17 protein-coding genes are annotated in these 18,634 nt (G+C 69.5%); 3 read left to right on the top strand and 14 right to left on the bottom strand.

Annotated elements, in window-relative coordinates; translation table 11 throughout:
* Positions 1 to 133: 133 nt before the first annotated feature.
* The 6 genes from ACFYQ5_RS02015 to ACFYQ5_RS01990 form a co-directional block, all read right to left on the bottom strand.
* A complete protein-coding gene (locus ACFYQ5_RS02015) occupies positions 134 to 331 on the bottom strand; it encodes a hypothetical protein (protein ID WP_389191673.1) in 198 nt (65 codons plus the stop codon).
* Positions 332 to 712: 381 nt separating this feature from the next.
* Complete coding sequence (locus ACFYQ5_RS02010; protein ID WP_389191670.1) at positions 713 to 2,218, bottom strand: methyltransferase; 1,506 nt, start codon at positions 2,216 to 2,218, stop codon at positions 713 to 715.
* 157 nt (positions 2,219 to 2,375) lie between these two features.
* Positions 2,376 to 3,002, bottom strand: a complete 627-nt coding sequence (locus ACFYQ5_RS02005) for a small secreted protein (RefSeq protein ID WP_389191667.1) — start codon at positions 3,000 to 3,002, stop codon at positions 2,376 to 2,378.
* A 280-nt stretch (positions 3,003 to 3,282) separates the two neighbouring features.
* Positions 3,283 to 5,754: a sodium-translocating pyrophosphatase gene (locus ACFYQ5_RS02000; protein WP_389191664.1), complete on the bottom strand. Its 2,472-nt coding sequence runs from the start codon at positions 5,752 to 5,754 to the stop codon at positions 3,283 to 3,285.
* Positions 5,755 to 6,104: 350 nt separating this feature from the next.
* Positions 6,105 to 6,554 carry an ATP-binding protein gene (locus ACFYQ5_RS01995; RefSeq protein WP_389191661.1) on the bottom strand — a complete coding sequence of 150 codons (450 nt, stop codon included), beginning with the start codon at positions 6,552 to 6,554 and terminating at the stop codon, positions 6,105 to 6,107.
* A gap of 206 nt (positions 6,555 to 6,760) precedes the next feature.
* Positions 6,761 to 7,114, bottom strand: a complete 354-nt coding sequence (locus ACFYQ5_RS01990) for an STAS domain-containing protein (RefSeq protein ID WP_003967428.1) — start codon at positions 7,112 to 7,114, stop codon at positions 6,761 to 6,763.
* 79 nt (positions 7,115 to 7,193) lie between these two features.
* Here ACFYQ5_RS01990 and ACFYQ5_RS01985 point away from each other — a divergent pair, with 79 nt between their 5' ends.
* Positions 7,194 to 9,707 (top strand): DEAD/DEAH box helicase, encoded by a 2,514-nt coding sequence (locus ACFYQ5_RS01985; protein WP_389191659.1) that lies wholly within the window; start codon positions 7,194 to 7,196, stop codon positions 9,705 to 9,707.
* Here ACFYQ5_RS01985 and ACFYQ5_RS01980 read toward each other — a convergent pair.
* From ACFYQ5_RS01980 to ssd, 7 genes are all read right to left on the bottom strand, one after another.
* Positions 9,625 to 10,035, bottom strand: a complete 411-nt coding sequence (locus tag ACFYQ5_RS01980) for an Rv3654c family TadE-like protein (protein ID WP_389191965.1) — start codon at positions 10,033 to 10,035, stop codon at positions 9,625 to 9,627. The genes ACFYQ5_RS01985 and ACFYQ5_RS01980 overlap by 83 nt on opposite strands.
* An 83-nt stretch (positions 10,036 to 10,118) precedes the next feature.
* A complete protein-coding gene (locus ACFYQ5_RS01975; protein ID WP_389191656.1) occupies positions 10,119 to 10,511 on the bottom strand; it encodes a TadE family type IV pilus minor pilin in 393 nt (130 codons plus the stop codon).
* Positions 10,498 to 10,734, bottom strand: a complete 237-nt coding sequence (locus ACFYQ5_RS01970; RefSeq protein ID WP_389191653.1) for a DUF4244 domain-containing protein — start codon at positions 10,732 to 10,734, stop codon at positions 10,498 to 10,500. Before ACFYQ5_RS01970 ends, ACFYQ5_RS01975 begins: the two co-directional genes overlap by 14 nt.
* A gap of 168 nt (positions 10,735 to 10,902) precedes the next feature.
* Positions 10,903 to 11,727, bottom strand: coding sequence for a type II secretion system F family protein (locus tag ACFYQ5_RS01965; protein WP_389191650.1), 825 nt, complete (start codon positions 11,725 to 11,727; stop codon positions 10,903 to 10,905).
* Positions 11,724 to 12,566: a type II secretion system F family protein gene (locus ACFYQ5_RS01960; protein WP_389191962.1), complete on the bottom strand. Its 843-nt coding sequence runs from the start codon at positions 12,564 to 12,566 to the stop codon at positions 11,724 to 11,726. Before ACFYQ5_RS01960 ends, ACFYQ5_RS01965 begins: the two co-directional genes overlap by 4 nt.
* A 23-nt stretch (positions 12,567 to 12,589) precedes the next feature.
* Positions 12,590 to 13,738: a TadA family conjugal transfer-associated ATPase gene (locus ACFYQ5_RS01955; protein ID WP_389191647.1), complete on the bottom strand. Its 1,149-nt coding sequence runs from the start codon at positions 13,736 to 13,738 to the stop codon at positions 12,590 to 12,592.
* Positions 13,735 to 14,874 (bottom strand): septum site-determining protein Ssd, encoded by a 1,140-nt coding sequence (gene ssd / locus ACFYQ5_RS01950; protein ID WP_389191644.1) that lies wholly within the window; start codon positions 14,872 to 14,874, stop codon positions 13,735 to 13,737. Before ssd ends, ACFYQ5_RS01955 begins: the two co-directional genes overlap by 4 nt.
* A 502-nt stretch (positions 14,875 to 15,376) precedes the next feature.
* Between ssd and ACFYQ5_RS01945 the strand changes: the two genes are divergently transcribed.
* The gene (locus ACFYQ5_RS01945; protein ID WP_389191642.1) at positions 15,377 to 16,216 is read left to right on the top strand and encodes an HAD family hydrolase; all 840 of its coding nucleotides are present in this window, start codon (positions 15,377 to 15,379) and stop codon (positions 16,214 to 16,216) included.
* Positions 16,217 to 16,711: 495 nt separating this feature from the next.
* On the opposite strand, the gene ACFYQ5_RS01940 is transcribed toward ACFYQ5_RS01945, so the two are convergent.
* A complete protein-coding gene (locus tag ACFYQ5_RS01940) occupies positions 16,712 to 17,536 on the bottom strand; it encodes an oxidoreductase (protein WP_389191639.1) in 825 nt (274 codons plus the stop codon).
* A gap of 102 nt (positions 17,537 to 17,638) precedes the next feature.
* Between ACFYQ5_RS01940 and ACFYQ5_RS01935 the strand changes: the two genes are divergently transcribed.
* Complete coding sequence (locus ACFYQ5_RS01935; RefSeq protein WP_389191636.1) at positions 17,639 to 18,634, top strand: ATP-binding protein; 996 nt, start codon at positions 17,639 to 17,641, stop codon at positions 18,632 to 18,634.

Below are 18,634 nucleotides of genomic sequence, written 5' to 3'. Positions count from 1 at the left end.
ACTTCCGCCGTTCCTGCCGCCCGGACTGCCCGGTCCGCTCCTCGCAGTGCTGTCGCCTGCGGGTTTCGAGGCCCTGTCGGGGAACCGTGCGGGACGCCTGTCCGGCCGCCGCCGTCCCTGCCGGACACGTGGATCAGACGCGGGTGAAGCACCACACGCCGAGGACGAGGAAGAGTACGCCGAAGAACGTGGCGAGAGCCGTGGAGGCGACGGGGCTCACACCGAGCGCCACCGGCGCGCGCTGAACGGTGCGCGCCCCCGTCCAGACGAGGAGGGCGGCACCGAACAGTGCGAAGGCCGCACCGGCGAAGACCGTGGTGACGCTTTCCATGTCCGTGCCCCTCACGCTCTCCCCCTCGGCTGCCGCGTGGCGCTCGTACGCCGTCGCGCTTCACGTGGCTCCCGTGCCGTCGCGCTGTGCGCGCGGCTCGGCAGAGGGGAGGCTGGCACGTCGGCACGAACCCGGGGTGAACACCGGACGGCTGCCCGGGGAACGGTCGTGAGCGGAATCCGCGACCCGTGCCGGAGCGGCGTGGGCCCGTGTGCGTCAGGGCTGGTCAGAGGGAGGTTGAGCGTCGGAGGACGCGGCTCCGGTACGCGGGAACGGAGCTCGGGGACGGAGCGCGACTGCGCACCGGGGGAACACGCACCGCCGGCACCACGGCGCACCGGGGGAAACGCACTGCCGGCACCAGCGCGCCGCGTCACCCCGTCATCGCACGGGCTTCAGGAAGCCTTCCTCCACCAGCAGTCGGATCGCCTGCGGGGTGCGGTCGCGCAGCAGCACGGGATCCTCTGCCATCAGCTGGGCGATGGCGTCCAGAATCCGGCCCGCGGGCAGCGAACCGTCGCACACGCCGGCGAACCCGGCCCCGACGGCATCGACCTTGGTGGCGCGGCGCATCCCGCGGTGCTGACGCAGCACCACATGCTCGGGGTCCTCGGCACCTGGCAGCCCGACCTGCTCCTGCACGACCTCCTCGGCGAGCGTGAAATGCGCGGCGAGCAACGCCGCGTCGTCGTGCTCCCGCAGGTAGTCCTGCCGTGTGAAGTGCGCCTCGACGGCGGACCCGAGAGGCTGCTCCACCGCGTGCGGCCACTCCTCGGCCACGAGCGAGGGATTCCCGGCGGCAGCCGCGGCGGACTTCCGGAGCGTGATCCAGCCGAAGCCGACGGCCTTGGTACTGCGGGCCTCGAACTCGTCCAGCCAGGCCGCGTACCGCTCGGCGTACAGGGCGGGGTCGGTGCGGTGGTCGCCGCTGTCGCGCAGCCACAGCTCGGCGTACTGCGTGATGTCCTGCACCTCGCGCTGCACGATCCAGGCGTCACAGCCGACGGGCACCCAGGAGCGCACCCGGTCCTGCCACTCCTCGCCCTCCACGTGCTGCCAGTTGGCGAGGAACTGCGCGTAACCGCCTTCGTTGAGCCGGTCCCCGGCCTGCTGCACGAGGGTCCGGCACAGATCGTCGCCCCCCATGCCGCCGTCGCGGTAGGTCAGCCGGGCGCCGGGCGAAATGACGAAGGGCGGGTTGGACACGATCAGGTCGTACGTCTCGGCACCGACCGGTTCGAAGAGAGAGCCCTCGCGCAGATCGGCGGGGGCCGCTCCGGACAGGGCAAGGGTCAGGCGGGTGAATTCCAGCGCGCGCGGGTTGACGTCCGTGGCCGTGACCCGGGTGGCGTGCTGGGCGGCGTGCAGGGCCTGGATACCGGAGCCGGTACCGAGATCGAGGGCGGCGGCCACGGGCCTGCGTACCGTGATCCCGGCGAGCGTGGTGGAGGCCCCACCGACGCCCAGGACGACACCTTCCTCGTGCGAGCCGATGCCGCCGGCCCCGCCGACCGCGCACCCCAGGTCGGAGACGATGAACCAGTCCTGCCCCTCGGGACCGCCGTAGGGCCGTACGTCGACAGTCGCTGTGACCAGGTCGCCCTCGTGGACCGCCCAGCCGTCCTCCACGCACTCCTCCAGCGGGAGGGCGGCAGCGGCCGCGGCGGCCGGAACGGGGCGCTGCAGAAGGAACAGCCGCACCAGCGTGTCGAGCGGTGAATCCCCGCGGGTGGCCCGGAGCGCCGGGACGGTTTCGCTACGGGCGAGCGCGGCGTAGGCGGGCGCGCCGAGCCGTTCGAGGAGGCCATCGGCGGTGAACGCGGCGGCGATCAGGGCTTCGCGGAGCCGGGGGGCATGGTCGGATGCGGGGAGGCTGGTCGTACTCACCCGCCCATTGTGTCCGCTCGCGCCGACAACGGCAGCTGCCCGGCCCCCACGTGGGGCGGGGCCGGGCAGCTGCGAGGGTCTCGACCGCTACGACTCCTCGCCCCTCTACGGCTCCTCGCCCCTCTACAGCTCCTCGACTGCTACGACTTCTCGACTGCTACGACTTCTCGCTTGCCGAGGCCGAAGGCGATGCGGACTTCGACGCCGGGGCGGACGGAGCGGAGGCGGGCGGAGCCGATGCCGTCGGCTTCTGGCAGCCCTTCTGCTTCGCCATCGCGGAACCGACCTCGCCGGACTGAAGCTTCTTCAGCGCCTGGTCACCATTGGTGCTGATCTTTGTCAGCTCGTCGGCGATGCCCTTGAGACCGTCGGCGAACTTCGCCTGGTCCTTCGGATCGAGCGTGTCGACCTTCGTCTTCAGATCCGCGTAGGCCGTCGAGGAAGCGTTGAGCTCTTTCACGGCCTCCTTGTGCGTGGTCTCTCCGCCGTCCACGGGCGGCGCACCCGCCGACTGCACAGCCGTGCCCAGCGCCTTGTACGCCTGCGAGATCTGCTGGAAGGCGGCCGAGTCGGTCTTCTGGACGTCGGCGGGCTTGCTGGCGTCGCCCGTCTGCTGCTGGATCGCGGCATTGGCGTTCGCGATCTTCTGCAACTGCGGCTGAACCTGGTCGCAGACCTTCTTCGCCCAGTCGTTCACCTTGTTGTCGCTGTCGTCGCTGCAGCCCGACAGCGTCAGTACGAGTACCGCACCGCCGGACAGTGCGGCTGCAAGCTTCTTGTTCACCGGATTGGGTCCCTTCCAAGGCTCTCGGCCCCGGAACTTACACGTCGAGTGGGCGACAATCAGGCGCGGGGCATTCGATATATATGCTTTTGCAGCCATTTGCACCAAGGAAAATGAGGGAGATACAACTCACCTGCTCACTCGGACACCCGTACGAGCCGCCTCCCCCACCGAAGTCCGCCCCAGGCCACGGAAGCGGCGGACTGCGCATCAGAACGCGCCGTCCGCCGCCGCGCTGAGCAGGCGTCACTACCGGCTCACCGCTCTCCGACCGTGGATCTCACGAAACTGCCGCAGGGCCGGAGGACTTGACGGGACCGCTCCCCCCGTCGTCACCACCAGGGCCACCACCACCCGGACTGCCACTCGGGCTGTCGCTGTCGATGTCGCCCACGGCGATCCCTCGCCGCTTGGACACATAGACCGCACCGACGATGACCACGACGGCGATCCCTGCCACCAGGGCCCGTACCCCCGCGCTCGCGTCCTCGCCGTAACTGAACTGCACCACCGCGGGGGCGATGAGCAGCGCCACCAGATTCATCACCTTGAGGAGCGGGTTGATGGCCGGGCCCGCCGTGTCCTTGAAGGGATCGCCGACCGTGTCACCGATGATCGTCGCGGCATGGGCCTCGCTGCCCTTCCCTCCGTGGTGGCCGTCCTCGACGAGTTTCTTGGCGTTGTCCCACGCGCCACCGGAGTTGGCGAGGAAGACGGCCATCAGGGTGCCGGTGGCGATCGCTCCCGCGAGGTAGGAACCGAGGGCACCGACCCCCAGGGAGAACCCGACGGCGATCGGCGCCAGAACCGCGAGCAGCCCGGGCGTGGCGAGCTCACGCAGCGCGTCCTTGGTGCAGATGTCGACGACGCGTCCGTACTCCGGCTTCTCCGTGTAATCCATGATCCCGGGGTGTTCCCGGAACTGCCGCCGCACCTCGTGGACCACGGCCCCGGCCGAACGGGAGACCGCGTTGATGGCCAGCCCGGAGAAGAGGAACACGACTGCGGCTCCGAGGATCAGGCCGACCAGGTTGTTCGGCTGCGAGATGTCCAGACTCAGCCCGAGCTCTCCCGCCCTGGCCCCGACGTCGTCGACCGCCGAGGCGATGGCATCCCGGTACGAGCCGAAAAGCGCCGCCGCCGCAAGAACCGCCGTGGCGATCGCGATGCCCTTGGTGATGGCCTTGGTGGTGTTGCCGACGGCGTCCAGATCCGTGAGGACCTGGGCTCCGGCGCCGGTGACGTCCCCGGACATCTCGGCGATGCCCTGGGCGTTGTCGGAGACCGGTCCGAAGGTGTCCATCGCGACGATGACGCCCACGGTGGTGAGCAGGCCGGTCCCTGCCAGGGCCACCGCGAAGAGCGCCAGCATGATCGACGTACCGCCGAGCAGGAAGGCCCCGTAGACGCCGAGACCGATCAGGAGCGCGGTGTAGACGGCCGACTCCAGACCGATGGAGATACCCGCGAGCACGACGGTCGCCGGGCCGGTGAGGGAGGACTTCCCGATGTCCCGGACCGGGCGCCGCCCGGTCTCGGTGAAGTAGCCGGTGAGCTGCTGGATCAAGGCGGCAAGCACGATACCGATGGCCACGGCGACCAGCGCGAAGACGCGCGGGTCGCCGCCGTGCGAGGTGATGGCTTCATCGGTGACCCCGTCCAGCTCGGCGTACGAGGACGGCAGAAAGACGAAGACGGCCACCGCGACGAGGACGAGCGAGATCACGGCGGAGACGAAGAATCCGCGATTGATGGCGCTCATCCCACTGCGGTCGGCGCGCCTGGGAGCGACGGCGAAGATCCCGATCATCGCCGTGATCACACCGATCGCCGGCACGATCAGCGGAAAGGCGAGCCCGGAGTCCCCGAAGGCAGCCATGCCCAGGATGAGCGCGGCCACGAGCGTCACGGCGTACGACTCGAACAGGTCGGCGGCCATGCCCGCGCAGTCACCGACGTTGTCGCCCACGTTGTCGGCGATGGTGGCGGCGTTGCGCGGGTCGTCCTCGGGGATGCCCTGCTCCACCTTGCCCACGAGGTCGGCACCCACATCGGCGGCCTTGGTGAAGATGCCGCCTCCGACCCTCATGAACATGGCGATCAATGCGGCACCGAGGCCGAACCCCTCCAGCACCTTGGGCGCGTCGGCGGCGTAGACGAGCACCACACAGGATGCGCCCAGCAGGCCGAGGCCCACCGTGATCATGCCGACCACCCCACCGGTACGAAAAGCGATCTTCATCGCTTTGTGCGAAACGGTGGTGAGATCTTTTGCCGGCTCTCCCGCGGCGGGAGTCGCCTCGCGTGCGGCAGCGGCCACGCGCACATTGCTACGGACTGCGAGCCGCATACCGATGTATCCGGTGGCTGCCGAGAAAAGCGCACCGACCAGGAAGAACAGCGAGCGCCCCGCGCGCTGCGACCAGTTGTCGGCCGGAAGCAGCAGAAGCAGGAAGAACACGACGACGGCGAAGATGCCGACGGTACGCAGCTGACGGGCCAGATAGGCGTTCGCGCCCTCCTGGACCGCCGCCGCGATCTCTTTCATGCGTTCGGTGCCTTCACCGGCCGCCAGCACCTGGCGTACGAGCAACTGGGCCACGACCAGCGCGGCAAGGGCGACAACCGCGATGACCACGATGATCAGCCGGTTGCCGTCGGTGAGTACTGCGGATGCGAGTGAGGTGGACCGGCCGGAAGGTACGGGTACGTGCGTCAGTTCTGCCAGGGGGGTGTTGAAGAACTCCGCCATACGTCCTCCTTGAAGCTGAGCGCTCAAGACGTGGACGGATTGTAGGGAGCAAAACCTGATCAAAACAGTGGGTGGTCAATGAAATCGACTTTCGTCCACCCAATGGCAAACGATCTCACTCGCACCCGAACCCGAATGCAGTAATGGGACAGAAGTATGGCGCGTACGAATTTCCCGAGATCATTGATCAAGAAAAAGAAAAAGGCCCCTGCTCGACAGGGACCGAAGCGCGAGGCGGGTGCTGCGCAGGCGTGGCGAAGCGGGGGACAACACTCAGAGGGAGCAGGCCAACGCCAGGTGAGGTGAGGTGGCGGGGTGCGTGGGGGTGCGTGGGGAATAGGCAGGATGGGTCAGGGGAGCACGACAGCCAGGGCTGTCGGCCAGGTCATGCGGATCACTCCACCGTCCGCACCCGTCCGGACTTCCACGTCGTCGACCAGGCCGCTGATGACCGCGAGGCCCATCTCGTCCTCGCTGTCGGCGTCGATCTCAGGGTCGTCCAGACCTCCACCACCGGACGTTCCCCGCACCGAGCCGTCGCTTCCCGGGGCGGGAAGCCCGTCGCCGACCTCGATGGAGAACGCCTTCTCCTCCTCGGTCAGAATGACCGTGATCGGAGCGGCGATGTGATGGCTCCGATGCAGCCCCACGGCGCGGCTGCATGCCTCACCGACCGCGAGTCTGACTTCGTCGAGCACCGCCTCGTCGACGCCGGCCCGGCGCGCCACGGCGGCTGCCACAAGGCGGGCCGTCCTGACGTGTTCGGGCTGAGCGCTGAAGCGGAGTTCAACGGTTGGCATGCCATCCCCCTCGAACGTATGGGCGTGCTTCTCAGGGGCCCGGGCGTGGTGCCCGGTACCCCTGTTCTCATTCTCCTCCGGAAACCGACGAAGCCGGCAGCCGACCACATGGTCGACCGCCTGCTTGTGGCGGCCCGTCTGCTGCCGCCTGCCGGTCTGTCGCTGCGTGCCGGTCGGCCTTGGAGCTGCCGACCCGCACCGACGGCTCAGTCGGTAGCCGCGACAGCCTCGTCGACCGTGGTGTGAATGGGAAACACCTTGGTCAGACCTGTGATCCGGAAGATCTTGAGAATGCGCTCCTGGTTGCACACCAGGCGCAGCGAGCCCTCATGGGCCCGGACACGCTTCAAGCCACCCACGAGCACGCCGAGGCCGGTGGAGTCGAGGAAGTCGACGCCTTCCATGTCGACAACCAGGTGGTAGCTGCCGTCATTCACCAACTCGACCAACTGCTCGCGCAGCTTGGGCGCGGTATACACATCAATCTCGCCACCGACCTCGACGACCGTACGGTCGCCACCAGGGCCGGACACATTGCGAGTCGACAGGGACAGGTCCACGGATCCTCCAGCACCTTGCTATCGAGCGGTCGCCCCTCAGTCTCCCCGACGGAGGCCAGGGGACGGATCGCCAGCCGCGATGGCATTCAATCACTTACCAGCAGCCATGCACGACGCCTTGGGACCATTGTCCGTCATGCCAGTGACAGACTCGGTGCCGATGGCCAAGAATCACCGCCCCAGTCGACCACCCGAGAACGCGGGCTCGCGCCCCTCTCCCACGGTGGTTCTCGACCGGCTCGCCGCAGCGGCGGGCCGGGCAACGCGCATCACTCATACGGAGCACTTGCCCCCGCGGGCGGGAACCCATGCCACCTGGCCGGATCGCATCCGGCCGGAAGTGATCTCGGCAATCGGCCGGGCCGGAATCGACCATCCGTGGACACACCAGGCCACCGCGGCCGAGCACGCCCTGGACGGCGAGTCCGTAGTGATCGCCACCGGGACTGCGTCCGGCAAGTCGCTCGCCTACCTCGCTCCGGTGCTGAGCACCCTCCTCGACGGCTCCCAGGCTCCGAACGGCCGCGGGACCACCGCCCTGTACCTGGCCCCCACCAAGGCCCTGGCCGCCGACCAGCGCCGCGCGGTGAAAGCGCTCGCGGCACCCCTGGGCTCCGCGATCCGGCCGGCGGTCTACGACGGGGACACGCCGATCGAAGAACGCGAATGGGTGCGCCAGTACGCCAATTACGTCCTGACCAATCCCGACATGCTGCATCGCGGCATCCTCCCGTCCCACCCCCGCTGGGCCTCCTTCCTCCGCTCCCTCCGCTTCGTCGTCATCGACGAGTGCCACACCTACCGGGGCGTCTTCGGCTCCCATGTGGCCCAGGTACTACGCCGCCTTCGCCGCCTCTGCGCCCGCTACGGATCCGATCCGGTCTTCCTCCTGGCCTCCGCCACCGCGGCACAGCCCTCGGTCGCCGCAGGCCACCTCACGGGCCTTCCCGTCAAAGAGGTCGCCGACGACGCCTCGCCCCGGGGTGAGATGGTCTTCGCCCTCTGGGAACCGCCACTGACCGAGCTGCACGGCGAGAAGGGAGCTCCGGTTCGCCGTACCGCCACGGCCGAGACCGCAGACCTCCTGACCGACCTGACCCTCCAGGGTGTGCGCTCGGTCGCCTTCGTGCGCTCCCGGCGCGGCGCCGAGCTCATCTCCCTCATCGCCAAGGAACGGCTGGCCGAGGTGGACCGCTCGCTGCCCGGGCGCGTCGCCGCCTACCGCGGCGGCTACCTCCCCGAGGAGCGTCGGGCCCTGGAACGAGCGCTGCACTCCGGAGACCTGCTCGGACTGGCCGCCACGACCGCCCTGGAGCTCGGCATCGACGTCTCGGGCCTGGACGCCGTCATCATCGCCGGCTATCCGGGCACCCGCGCCTCCCTCTGGCAGCAGGCCGGCCGCGCCGGACGCTCGGGGCAAGGCGCCCTCGCCATCCTCGTGGCCAGGGACGACCCGCTGGACACCTTCCTCGTCCATCACCCAGAGGCGCTGTTCCAGCAGCCCGTGGAGTCGACCGTCCTGGACCCGGACAACCCCTACGTCCTTGCTCCCCACCTGTGTGCAGCGGCCGCGGAACTCCCCCTCACGGAAACCGACATCGCCCTCTTCGGCCCCGCGGTGCCCGCCCTGCTGCCACAGCTCGAAGCGGCGAAGCTGCTGCGCAAGCGGGCCACTGGCTGGCACTGGACCCGCCGCGAACGGGCCGCCGACCTCACCGACATCCGCGGCGGGGGTGGCCGTCCGGTCCAGATCGTCGAGGAAGGCACCGGCCGGCTGCTGGGCACGGTCGATGAATCAGCAGCGCACACCGCCGTCCACGAGGGCGCGGTCCATCTCCATCAGGGCCGCACATACCTGGTCCGGAAGCTGGATCTGGACGATTCGGTGGCCCTGGTGGAGGAAGCCGTCCCTCCCTACTCGACCAACGCCCGTGACACGACAGCGATCGCCGTGCTGGAGACAGACACCGAGATCCCGTGGGGTGACGGCCGGCTCTGCTTCGGCTCCGTCGAGGTGACCAATCAGGTCGTCTCCTTCCTGCGACGGAGGCTGATCACCGGAGAGGTCCTGGGCGAGACCAAGCTCGACCTGCCACCCCGCACCCTGCGCACCCGTGCCGTGTGGTGGACGGTCACCGAGAACCAGCTCGATGCCGCCCGGATCAGCCCGGAAATCCTCGGAGGCGCCCTGCACGCCGCCGAACACGCCTCCATCGGCATGCTTCCGCTCTTCGCCACCTGCGACCGCTGGGACATCGGTGGTGTCTCCGTTCCCCTGCACCCCGACACCCTCCTCCCTACGGTGTTCGTCTACGACGGCCACCCAGGTGGCGCGGGCTTCGCAGAGCGCGCCTTCCACACGGCCCACGCATGGCTCACGGCGACGCGTCAGGCCATCGCGTCCTGCGAGTGTGAGGCGGGCTGCCCGTCCTGCATCCAGTCTCCCAAGTGCGGCAACGGCAACGAACCACTGCACAAACGGGGCGCTGTACGCCTCCTGACCGAACTGCTCAGGACCGCGCCGCCGGACCCCGGGGAAGGCCACGCGGCGGAGCGCGCGGAGGGCCGGCGGCCGGAAGGCCCTGCGGAGTGAGGTCATGTGCGTGCGGCTCCGCTGCGAGTGACGGCCCCGTCGCAGGCACCGGACGCAGCGGGGCCCCCGGAGGCCCCGCTCTCGATCTGACCTCAGGCGCGTACGGGCCGAAACGCGCGCGGGCCGTCACGTCGGCGACCTCACCCTGGACCCCGCAACGCACGATCTCAGCTCCTTGGGCCACGGCAACCTCATGTGCCGCCCCGCACGCCACCTCCGCACCCCACAGCGCCCGGTCGGCTGCGGCAAGCGCCGCCATGTCCGCCGCGCCACCGGCCTTGTGACGGGCGGACACGGCCTGGCCGAGGGCGAGCAGCGTCGCGAACACCGCGCAGAGCGTCGCCGTCGTGACCGCCACCCAGACGGTCGCCAGCCCTCGTTCCCCGGCCCCGGGGCCGCCTTTCAGCCCCCTCAAGTCTCTGTCCCCACGGCGTCCTCGGCCATTGCGACAGCCTCAGCACTCAGCGTCAGGCCCAGCGTCCCGGGCCCCGGTGCAGGCGCCTCCACCCGGACCCGCCACAGCCCCCCGGCCCGCTCCACGGCGACCCTGGCCCTGCCAGGCGCCGCTTCCTGCGCCGCGGACCGTACCGCCGCCTCCGTCTCCGACCGGGCCGCTGCCCGTGCTCCGGCCCGCGCCGCGTCCACACAGCGGATCTGGTCCGACGCGGCCACCAGCGCCCAGACGAGGGCGAGGACAAACGCCACCAGCACCGGGATGGCCATCGCGGCCTCCGCCGTCACCGCGCCCCGGTCGCCGCCCCGGCTGCCGCCCTGGTCTCTCCGCGGTACCTCAGAACTTCGCATCGAGGGCGTCCTTGATCAGCGACTGCAACTCCGACAGCACGGCCCCGCTGGTAACCACCTTGTAGAGCACCGCCGCGAAAGCGCACGCGGCGATGGTCCCCACCGCGTATTCGGACGTCGTCATCCCCCGCTCCGGTCCGCTGCACCGGACACTCCTTCCGAACCTGGCTTCCCACGCACGACGCAGCACGTTCAGGGACTGCTTCATGACTTTCCTGCCCATCTCAACCCCCATGTCCAAAACTCACGTTGTTGTCGTTCGACTTCGATTCAGCGCTCCGAGCGAGCCGCATCCCGGCTCCGTTCGGGAGCTCGCCGGTCCTCGTCCCGATCGGTCTTCGGAGCCGGCTGTCGGAGCCGGCTTTCGGAAGAGAAGAGCAGCGGTGCCTGCTCAGTTGCCCTGCAACAGACCGGTCGCCAGGCCGATCACCACCGGTGCCACACCCATCGCCAGAAAGGCGGGCAGGAAGCAGAGCCCCACCGGTGCGGTGATCAGCACACCAGCCCGCTGGGCTCGCGCAGCAGCCACGTTCGCCCGCTCCGCACGCATCTCATCGGCCAGCCTGGAAACCGGCTCTGCCGCAGGTGCCCCCGTCGTCGCGGCCCGTTCCAGACAGCGGGCCAGCGGCGCGGCACCCGGCATCTCCCCGAACCGGCCCCAGGCCTCGGCCGGTTCACCACCGAGCAAGATCTCGGCCGCCGTGCGAGCCAGCCGTTCACCGACCGGACCGGCGATGGACTCCCCGACCGCCTCCGCCGCATCCCGCGGTCCGGCGCCCGCCGAAAGGCAGGACGCCAACAGGTCGGCGACGACAGGAAGTTGCCGGGCGACCAAAGCAGTCTCGGCCTCCTTACCGACGGCGCCACGTCCCCTTGCCGAGTGCTGCCACCGCCGTACTCCATAAGCCGCCGCAAGACCGACCCCGCATCCGACAGGGCCACCGACGATGACCCAGCCGGCCGCCCACGCGGCCAGCAAAACCGTCCACCGTCGAGCACGACTCCGGCCCAGCACCCGCAGGTTCATCGGTTCCTGCCTCGGCGGGCTCGCACCGGACTCGGTCAGCAACGCCCCCCGTCTGCGTATCGCCCGCTCATGCCGCCGGGTGGACAGCGCGAGGGTGAGATACGCGGCTGCGCCCAGCGCCGCCCCTACCGCCCCCAGCACCGTCGCGGCCGCCCCCAGCGGTCCTCCCGCACCGGGTACCCCGCTCACGCCGCTTCCCCCGCCCTCACGATCCGCGATGCCCAGAACAGCCCCGCAGCCTCCAGCAGGCCGCCCGTCACCAAGCAGGCGAGTCCGCCCGGGCTGTGCAGCAGAACCCCCAGCGGGTCCGCTCCGAGTGCCGCCCCCAGCCCCAGGCCCACCACCGGCAGCAACGCCAGTACCGCCACCGTCGACCACGCGCCCGCCAGCTGTGCCCGCAGTGCCTCCCGCCGTCGCCTCTCGCCCCTCAGCGCGCTCTCCAGACGAGCCAGCCCTGCCGCGAGACCGGCTCCGCCATTCACCGCGACCCGCCAACAGGCAGCCATCCCCGCGAGCCCATCAAGGCCGGGCTCTGCCGCCGCCTGCCGCAGCGCGCCCGGCACATCGCCGCCGAACCGCGCAGCGGCCAGCACCGCGGACTCGGCAGCGCCCAGTGCGCCTGCGTCCCGGGCAGCGGCGAGCAAGGCCTGTCCGGGCTCGCGCCCGGCCCGTAACTCGCCGACCACCGCCCCACACAGCCGGGTCACCGCATGGGCCGCCTCCTCACGCTCTCGCCGCCGAGCCCGCTGCCGCAGCCAGCGCTTCACGAGAGGCACCGCCACAGCGCCCGCGAGCAGAGGGAGTACCGATTCCCCCAGCGCGGCGAGGAGAGCCGCCACAGGGGCACACAGCCATTCCCGCCGCCCGTCGAGGAGCGTGCGGGCCATGGCCCGGCCCGTCGGCCCCCACCGCGCCGCTCGCCGTCGAGCCGTCAACACCCGGGCCCGCCGTGCCCCCGGGTCCCGCGCCACGGCCAGACCACCTGCCACACCCGCGCAGCCCGCCATCACCCACGCAGGCACGTGCATCAGGGTGTCGGAGCCGGGCGCCGTCACGGCTTCTCCCCGATCAGCACCCCGAGCCGGGCCCAGCCCCGCTGCGGCTCGAACCCCTCAGCGCCCCAACGCAGCGCGGGCACGGTGTTGACCAGCCCTGCGGAATCCCGCTCGAGCACATGCACTTCGGCCAGACGCCGCTGCCCTCCCCGATCCCGCACGAGGTGGACGACCACGGACAGCGCCGCTGCCAGCTGGCTGTGCACAGCAGCCCGGTCGAGACCCGCAGCCGTTCCGAGAGCCTCCAGACGCGCCGGAACATGCTCGGCCGCGTTGGCGTGCACGGTGCCGCAACCGCCTTCGTGTCCGGTGTTGAGAGCCGCCAGAAGCTCTGTCACCTCGGCCCCCCGGACCTCTCCCACCACCAGCCGGTCAGGGCGCATACGCAACGCCTGGCGCACCAGGTCCCGCAGCGTCACCCGCCCGGCGCCCTCCTGATTGGCGGGGCGCGATTCCAGACGCACCACATGCGGGTGGTCCGGGCGCAGTTCCGCCGAATCCTCGGCCAGCACGATGCGTTCCCGCTCACCGACCGCCCCCAGCAGACTCGACAGCAGAGTCGTCTTCCCCGCGCCAGTTCCTCCGCTGATCAGATACGAGACCCGCGCCTCGACCAGAGCTCTCAGCAGCCGGTCGCCGCCGGGCGGGACGGTCCCCGCGGCCACGAGCTCCGCGAGTGTGAAGGCCCTGGGCCGCACCACCCGTAGTGAGAGGCACGTCGAGCCGACCGACACCGGCGGAAGCACCGCATGCATGCGTGTCCCGTCCGGCAGCCGGGCGTCCACCCAAGGCCGGGCATCGTCCAACCGGCGCCCAGCCACTGCGGCGAGCCTCTGAGCCAGCCTCCGGACGGAGGCCGCATCCGGAAAGACGACACGGGTGAGCTCGAGTCCGCCGCCACGGTCCACCCATACCCGGTCGGGGGCGGACACGAGCACATCGGTCACCGCCGGGTCGGCCAACAGCCGCTCCAGGACTCCTGTGCCGACCAGCTCGCCTCTCAGCTCCTCGGCCGCACCAAGGACTTCCGCGTCACCGAGCAAACGGCCCTGCTCCCTCAGCGCGGCAGCCACTCCTGCGGGAGTGGGCGCCGCACCGCTGCGAGCGAGTCGTTGACGTACGGCGTCGAGCAGGGCGTCGGTCATGACGTCTCTCCCCCGCTGGACCGGGCCGGCACGCCGCCCGAGCGGCTCGGAGCATCCGCCAGCTCCCAGAAAGCCGTACAGAAGCGGGCCAGGACGCCGCGGGAATTCCCTCCCGGGGGCATACCGCCGTCCTGTGCCGAAGCCAGTCCAGGCTCCGTGGGCAGGTCGCCGACGAGCGGCAATCCCAGCGCCTGCGCCACCCACTGTTCGTCCAGACCCGCTGTGTACGGGCCCCGGACAACGACCCGGAGGTCCTCCAGAACCATTCGGGCCGCAGATGCCACTCGCTGCGCCGCGGCGACTGCTCTCAGCTCCCCGGGCACGACCAGTAGCCCGACGTCCAGCTGCGCCAGTGCCTCTGCCACGCTTTCGTCGACCCGCCGCGGCAGATCCACGACCACCACTCCACCGAGCCGGCGCGCCGCGGCGAGCACCGACCTCATGGCCTGCGGCGGAACGATCACCTCGTCGTCCCGACTCCAGCTGAGCACGCGGAGCCCGTGCAACGCGGGCAGGGACTCCTCCAGAGCCCCTCCGCCCAGCCTCCCTTTCGAGCGGGCGAAATCCGGCCATCGCAAGCCCTCGGATTCCTCACCACCGAGCAGCACGTCGATCCCGCCACCCAAGGGATCGCCGTCGACCAGCATCGCCCGGCGGCCCGACCTCGCCGCTGTCACGGCAAGCGCACAGGCCAGCGTGGACGCGCCGGAGCCGCCGCGTCCTCCCATCACTCCCACGGTGAGCGCGGATCGTCCCACACCCTCCACCGCATTGGCGATCTGGTCGACCAGCCAGCCTTCGGAGTCGGGGAGCCTCAGCACATATTCAGCCCCGATCTCGACCGCGCGACGCCACACATCCGGGTCGTCCTGGTCCCGTCCGACGAGCATGACGCCGGGCCTGCGGGACACTCCGCGGCACCCACGCGCCGCGTCGTCACCCACAAGAACCATCGGCGCCCGCTCCCAGCCGCCCTTCTCGCCCGGTGGGCCGTGATGCACCTCAGGCACCGCCCCCGCCGCCGCGCACAGCCTCAGCAGATCGTCCAGCAGGTCCGCGTCCTCGGTCACGACCAGCGGTCCGTCCCGCCGCCCCTCGGCGCCGGACGGGCCTTCGCCCGCGAAAGATCCAGCCACGATCTCTGCCCCCTCTTGCTGTCCCTTCAGTGCGGTTTCGCAGCGATCTCGAACCACTTCCGAGATGCGCGATTCCGGAACCCGCGGACTTCGCGGGTGGAATCAACATGCAACGCCCCGGAAAAAGATGTGGATCTTGCTCAGAAACTGTGGACAACTCAGGCACTGTGAATATCCCTGTAGCTCGTACAGGGGACTTTCGTAGCGCACCCCTTCCGCTACACACGGTGACGCGACATGATCGAGCGAACACCTGAGAGGAAGGGGGCGACGGCGGCAGCAAGGCGGGGAGAGCCTTGATTCCCTGGCCGCAAAACGCATCCGGACATGCGACGACCCCCGCCGGGGGGGAGAGCGGGGGTCGTCCCCACGGCCGACTCAGGGGGGGGAGGAGCCGGACCGGGTTAGCACGGTCGCGAACGATCCGTGACTTCCATGGTGTACCCGAGCGCCTTCTCAGGCAAACCCACCCGCCGGATTTTACGCCGAATGGCGGGCCCCTATGCTCACCTTTGTGGAAAACTGCTTCTCGCCGCGCACAGCAGCCTTCTTTGACCTGGACAAGACGGTCATTGCGAAGTCATCGACGCTGACCTTCAGCAAGTCCTTCTATCAAGGTGGGCTGATCAACCGCCGCGCCGTACTGCGCACCGCGTACACACAGTTCGTGTTCCTCGCAGGGGGCGCCGATCACGACCAGATGGAGCGGATGCGCGAATACCTCTCAGCGCTCTGCAAGGGATGGAACGTCCAGCAGGTCAAGGACCTTGTCGCCGAAACCCTGCACGACCTGATCGATCCGATCATCTACGACGAGGCCGCAACTCTCATCGAGGAGCACCACACCGCCGGACGCGATGTGGTCATCGTCTCGACCTCAGGCGCTGAAGTCGTCGAACCGATCGGTGAGCTACTGGGCGCCGACCGGGTCGTGGCGACCCGGATGGTCGTGGGCGACGACGGCTGCTTCACCGGCGAGGTCGAGTACTACGCCTACGGGCCGACCAAAGCCGAGGCGATCAGAGGTCTTGCCGAATCGGAAGGCTACGACCTCTCGCGCTGCTACGCATACAGCGACTCCGCCACCGATGTGCCGATGCTCGAGGCGGTCGGCTACCCGCACGCCGTCAACCCGGACCGGGCACTGCGGCGCGAGGCCACCCTCCGGGAATGGCCGATTCTCGTCTTCGATCGACCTGTCCGGCTCAAGCAGCGCCTACCCACGTTCTCGATGCCACCGCGCCCGGCGCTCGTGGCCGCAGCCGCACTGGGCGCGGCCGCCGTAACAGCCGGGCTCGTCTGGTACGCCAACCGCCGCCGCATCGCCTCGCTCACTGCCTGACAAGCCTGACCGCCGGCGGCACCACCGGGCACCGCCGCATTCAGAGACACGAAGCCCCTCCGGACACACACGCAGCCATGTCCGAATCGACTACATTTGAACATAAAAGTAAAGAAGTGCAGCCAGGCCTTCCACTGCTTCCGGTCCTGGAGTACAAAGGATTCAACGGCCCGCGAGACCAAGGACATCCGAGAGGATGACCTGTTCACGCACATATGGCCCCACGGACCGAAGCACGAAAGCCGAGCACCCACGCGACGTCGACCCGTCGATTACGGGCCAGCCGCACCAGGTGACGGGCAAAGAACCCGACCTGATGGGCATATATCGAGGACGCTTGGTAACTGGGTGGACGTGCCAGCGGCGGTACCGGAATCGGTACCGCCGCAACCCTCTCCCAGCGCCCGCCCACAGCGCCCCTGCACACCTCCGCAGCGCTCAGCCGACGGTGCCATCGATTCGCGGCCGCGTAAGCAACCCTCCGCGAGGACGCGGCTAGGCTGCGCCGCGCTGCAGCGCCTCACACACGGCCGTGGACTCCCTGACGCCCAGTTCCACCGAGCGCCCGCAATGGGTGATCCAGGCAGCCATGCCCTCCGGCTGCCCCGACAGATAGCCCTCGAAGGCGGCGACGTAAGCCGCACGCCCCTGCTCCGCGTGACCGACTTCGGCAGGACAGATCGACTTGGGGTCGAGCCCACTGCCGATCAGCACGATCCGCTCGGCGGTCCGGGCGACCAGGCCGTTGTGCGAACCGAACGGGCGCAGCGCCAGCAGTTCACCGTGCACCACCGAGGACGTCACCAGCGCGGGCGCCGAACCGCCGGCAATGATCAGTCGCGAGAGCCCTTCAAGCCGCCCGGACACCTCGTCCGCGCCCGGGACAGGAGCATCGATCAATGGCTCATCGACCGGCTCATCCGCCAGCCTTGGCCTGCCGACCGCGCCCTCGGGGGTGTCGCCGCCTGCCGCCACCAGGTGCAGCCGCGCCAGAACACGAAGCGGTGACTGCCTCCAGATGGAGAGCAGCTGCCCCGCCTCTGCCGTGAGCCTCAGGGCGGCACCGATGGTGCGAGCCTCGTCCTCACCGCTGAAGTCCGTACGTCGGCGCACCTCTTCGAGATTCCAGTCGGCACCCGAGAGCGCAGCCGAGCCACGAGCTCCGCGCAGGGCCGCTTCCGCGGTGACCTCGTTGCTGCGGCGCCGCATGACCCGGTGCCCGTAGACCCGGTCCACCGCCTTGCGTACGGAGTCCACCGCATCGGTGACCCCCGGCAGTTCTCCAAGGGCGGCCAGCGGGTCCGAGGAAGTCGTACTCATAAGTAGGGAGGCTACGCGCCCCAGGTGCGTATACCACCCAGGAGTGGTCTTCTTCACGAAGCACAACAGCAGCGAGCGATGACACCACTACCCTAAGTGAATATGAAGATCGCTTTCGTAGGGAAGGGCGGCAGCGGCAAGACCACGCTGTCTTCGCTCTTCATCCGCCACCTCGCTGCCAATGAAGCCCATGTCGTCGCAGTGGACGCCGACATCAACCAGCACCTCGGGGCCGCCCTCGGCCTGGACGAGAACGAGACCGCCGCCCTGCCCGCCATGGGCGCCCATCTGCCGCTCATCAAGGACTACCTCCGCGGAAGCAACCCTCGCATCACATCCGCAGCGACCATGATCAAGACGACACCGCCCGGGGAGGGGTCCCGACTCCTGCGCGTCCGCGAGGACAATCCGGTCTACGACGCCTGCGCTCGCGCGGTCAGTCTCGACGACGGAGAGATCCGGCTGATGGCCACCGGCCCGTTCACCGAGTCCGATCTCGGTGTCGCCTGCTACCACTCCAAGGTCGGGGCGGTCGAGCTCTGCCTCAACCATCTGGTCGACGGCCCGGACGAGTACGTGGTGGTCGACATGACCGCCGGTTCGGATTCGTTCGCGTCGGGCATGTTCACCCGCTTCGACATGACCTTCCTGGTCGCCGAACCGACCCGGAAAGGTGTCTCCGTCTACCGCCAGTACAAGGAGTACGCGCGGGACTTCGGTGTCGCGCTGAAGGTGGTGGGCAACAAGGTGCAGAGCGAGGACGATCTCGATTTCCTGCGTGCCGAGGTGGGCGATGACCTGCTGGTCGGCGTAGGTCACTCCGGCTGGGTCCGGACGATGGAAAAGGGCCGCCCGGCCCCGTTCGAGCTGCTCGAGGCGGACAACCGGATGGCGCTGCAGGCCTTGCAGAACGCCGCGGAGGACTCGTACGAGCTGCGTGACTGGGAGCGCTACACACGACAGATGGTGCACTTCCATCTGAAGAACGCGGAGAGCTGGGGCAACGAGAAGACCGGGGCCGATCTGGCTGCCCAGGTGGACCCCTCGTTCATCCTGCATGAGCACTGCCCGGAAGCGGGCGCCGCCCAGCCCGCCTGA

This window comes from Streptomyces sp. NPDC005794 (assembly GCF_042871445.1).
Classification (GTDB): Bacteria; Actinomycetota; Actinomycetes; order Streptomycetales; family Streptomycetaceae; genus Streptomyces.
The sequence above is the reverse complement of the archived record's forward strand: the minus strand, read 5'-3'. Positions and strand labels throughout refer to the sequence as shown.

What these genes read in the sequence shown, in the direction of transcription:
- ACFYQ5_RS02015 (WP_389191673.1), bottom strand. Translation starts at nt 331, where the DNA reads ATGGAAAGCGTCACCACGGTCTTCGCCGGTGCGGCCTTCGCACTGTTC.
- ACFYQ5_RS02000 (WP_389191664.1), bottom strand. Translation starts at nt 5,754, where the DNA reads ATGGCGGAGTTCTTCAACACCCCCCTGGCAGAACTGACGCACGTACCC.
- ACFYQ5_RS01995 (WP_389191661.1), bottom strand. Translation starts at nt 6,554, where the DNA reads ATGCCAACCGTTGAACTCCGCTTCAGCGCTCAGCCCGAACACGTCAGG.
- ACFYQ5_RS01985 (WP_389191659.1), top strand. Translation starts at nt 7,194, where the DNA reads ATGGCATTCAATCACTTACCAGCAGCCATGCACGACGCCTTGGGACCA.
- ACFYQ5_RS01975 (WP_389191656.1), bottom strand. Translation starts at nt 10,511, where the DNA reads ATGCGAAGTTCTGAGGTACCGCGGAGAGACCAGGGCGGCAGCCGGGGC.
- ACFYQ5_RS01970 (WP_389191653.1), bottom strand. Translation starts at nt 10,734, where the DNA reads ATGGGCAGGAAAGTCATGAAGCAGTCCCTGAACGTGCTGCGTCGTGCG.
- ACFYQ5_RS01960 (WP_389191962.1), bottom strand. Translation starts at nt 12,566, where the DNA reads ATGCACGTGCCTGCGTGGGTGATGGCGGGCTGCGCGGGTGTGGCAGGT.
- ACFYQ5_RS01955 (WP_389191647.1), bottom strand. Translation starts at nt 13,738, where the DNA reads ATGACCGACGCCCTGCTCGACGCCGTACGTCAACGACTCGCTCGCAGC.
- ACFYQ5_RS01945 (WP_389191642.1), top strand. Translation starts at nt 15,377, where the DNA reads ATGCTCACCTTTGTGGAAAACTGCTTCTCGCCGCGCACAGCAGCCTTC.
- ACFYQ5_RS01940 (WP_389191639.1), bottom strand. Translation starts at nt 17,536, where the DNA reads ATGAGTACGACTTCCTCGGACCCGCTGGCCGCCCTTGGAGAACTGCCG.
- ACFYQ5_RS01935 (WP_389191636.1), top strand. Translation starts at nt 17,639, where the DNA reads ATGAAGATCGCTTTCGTAGGGAAGGGCGGCAGCGGCAAGACCACGCTG.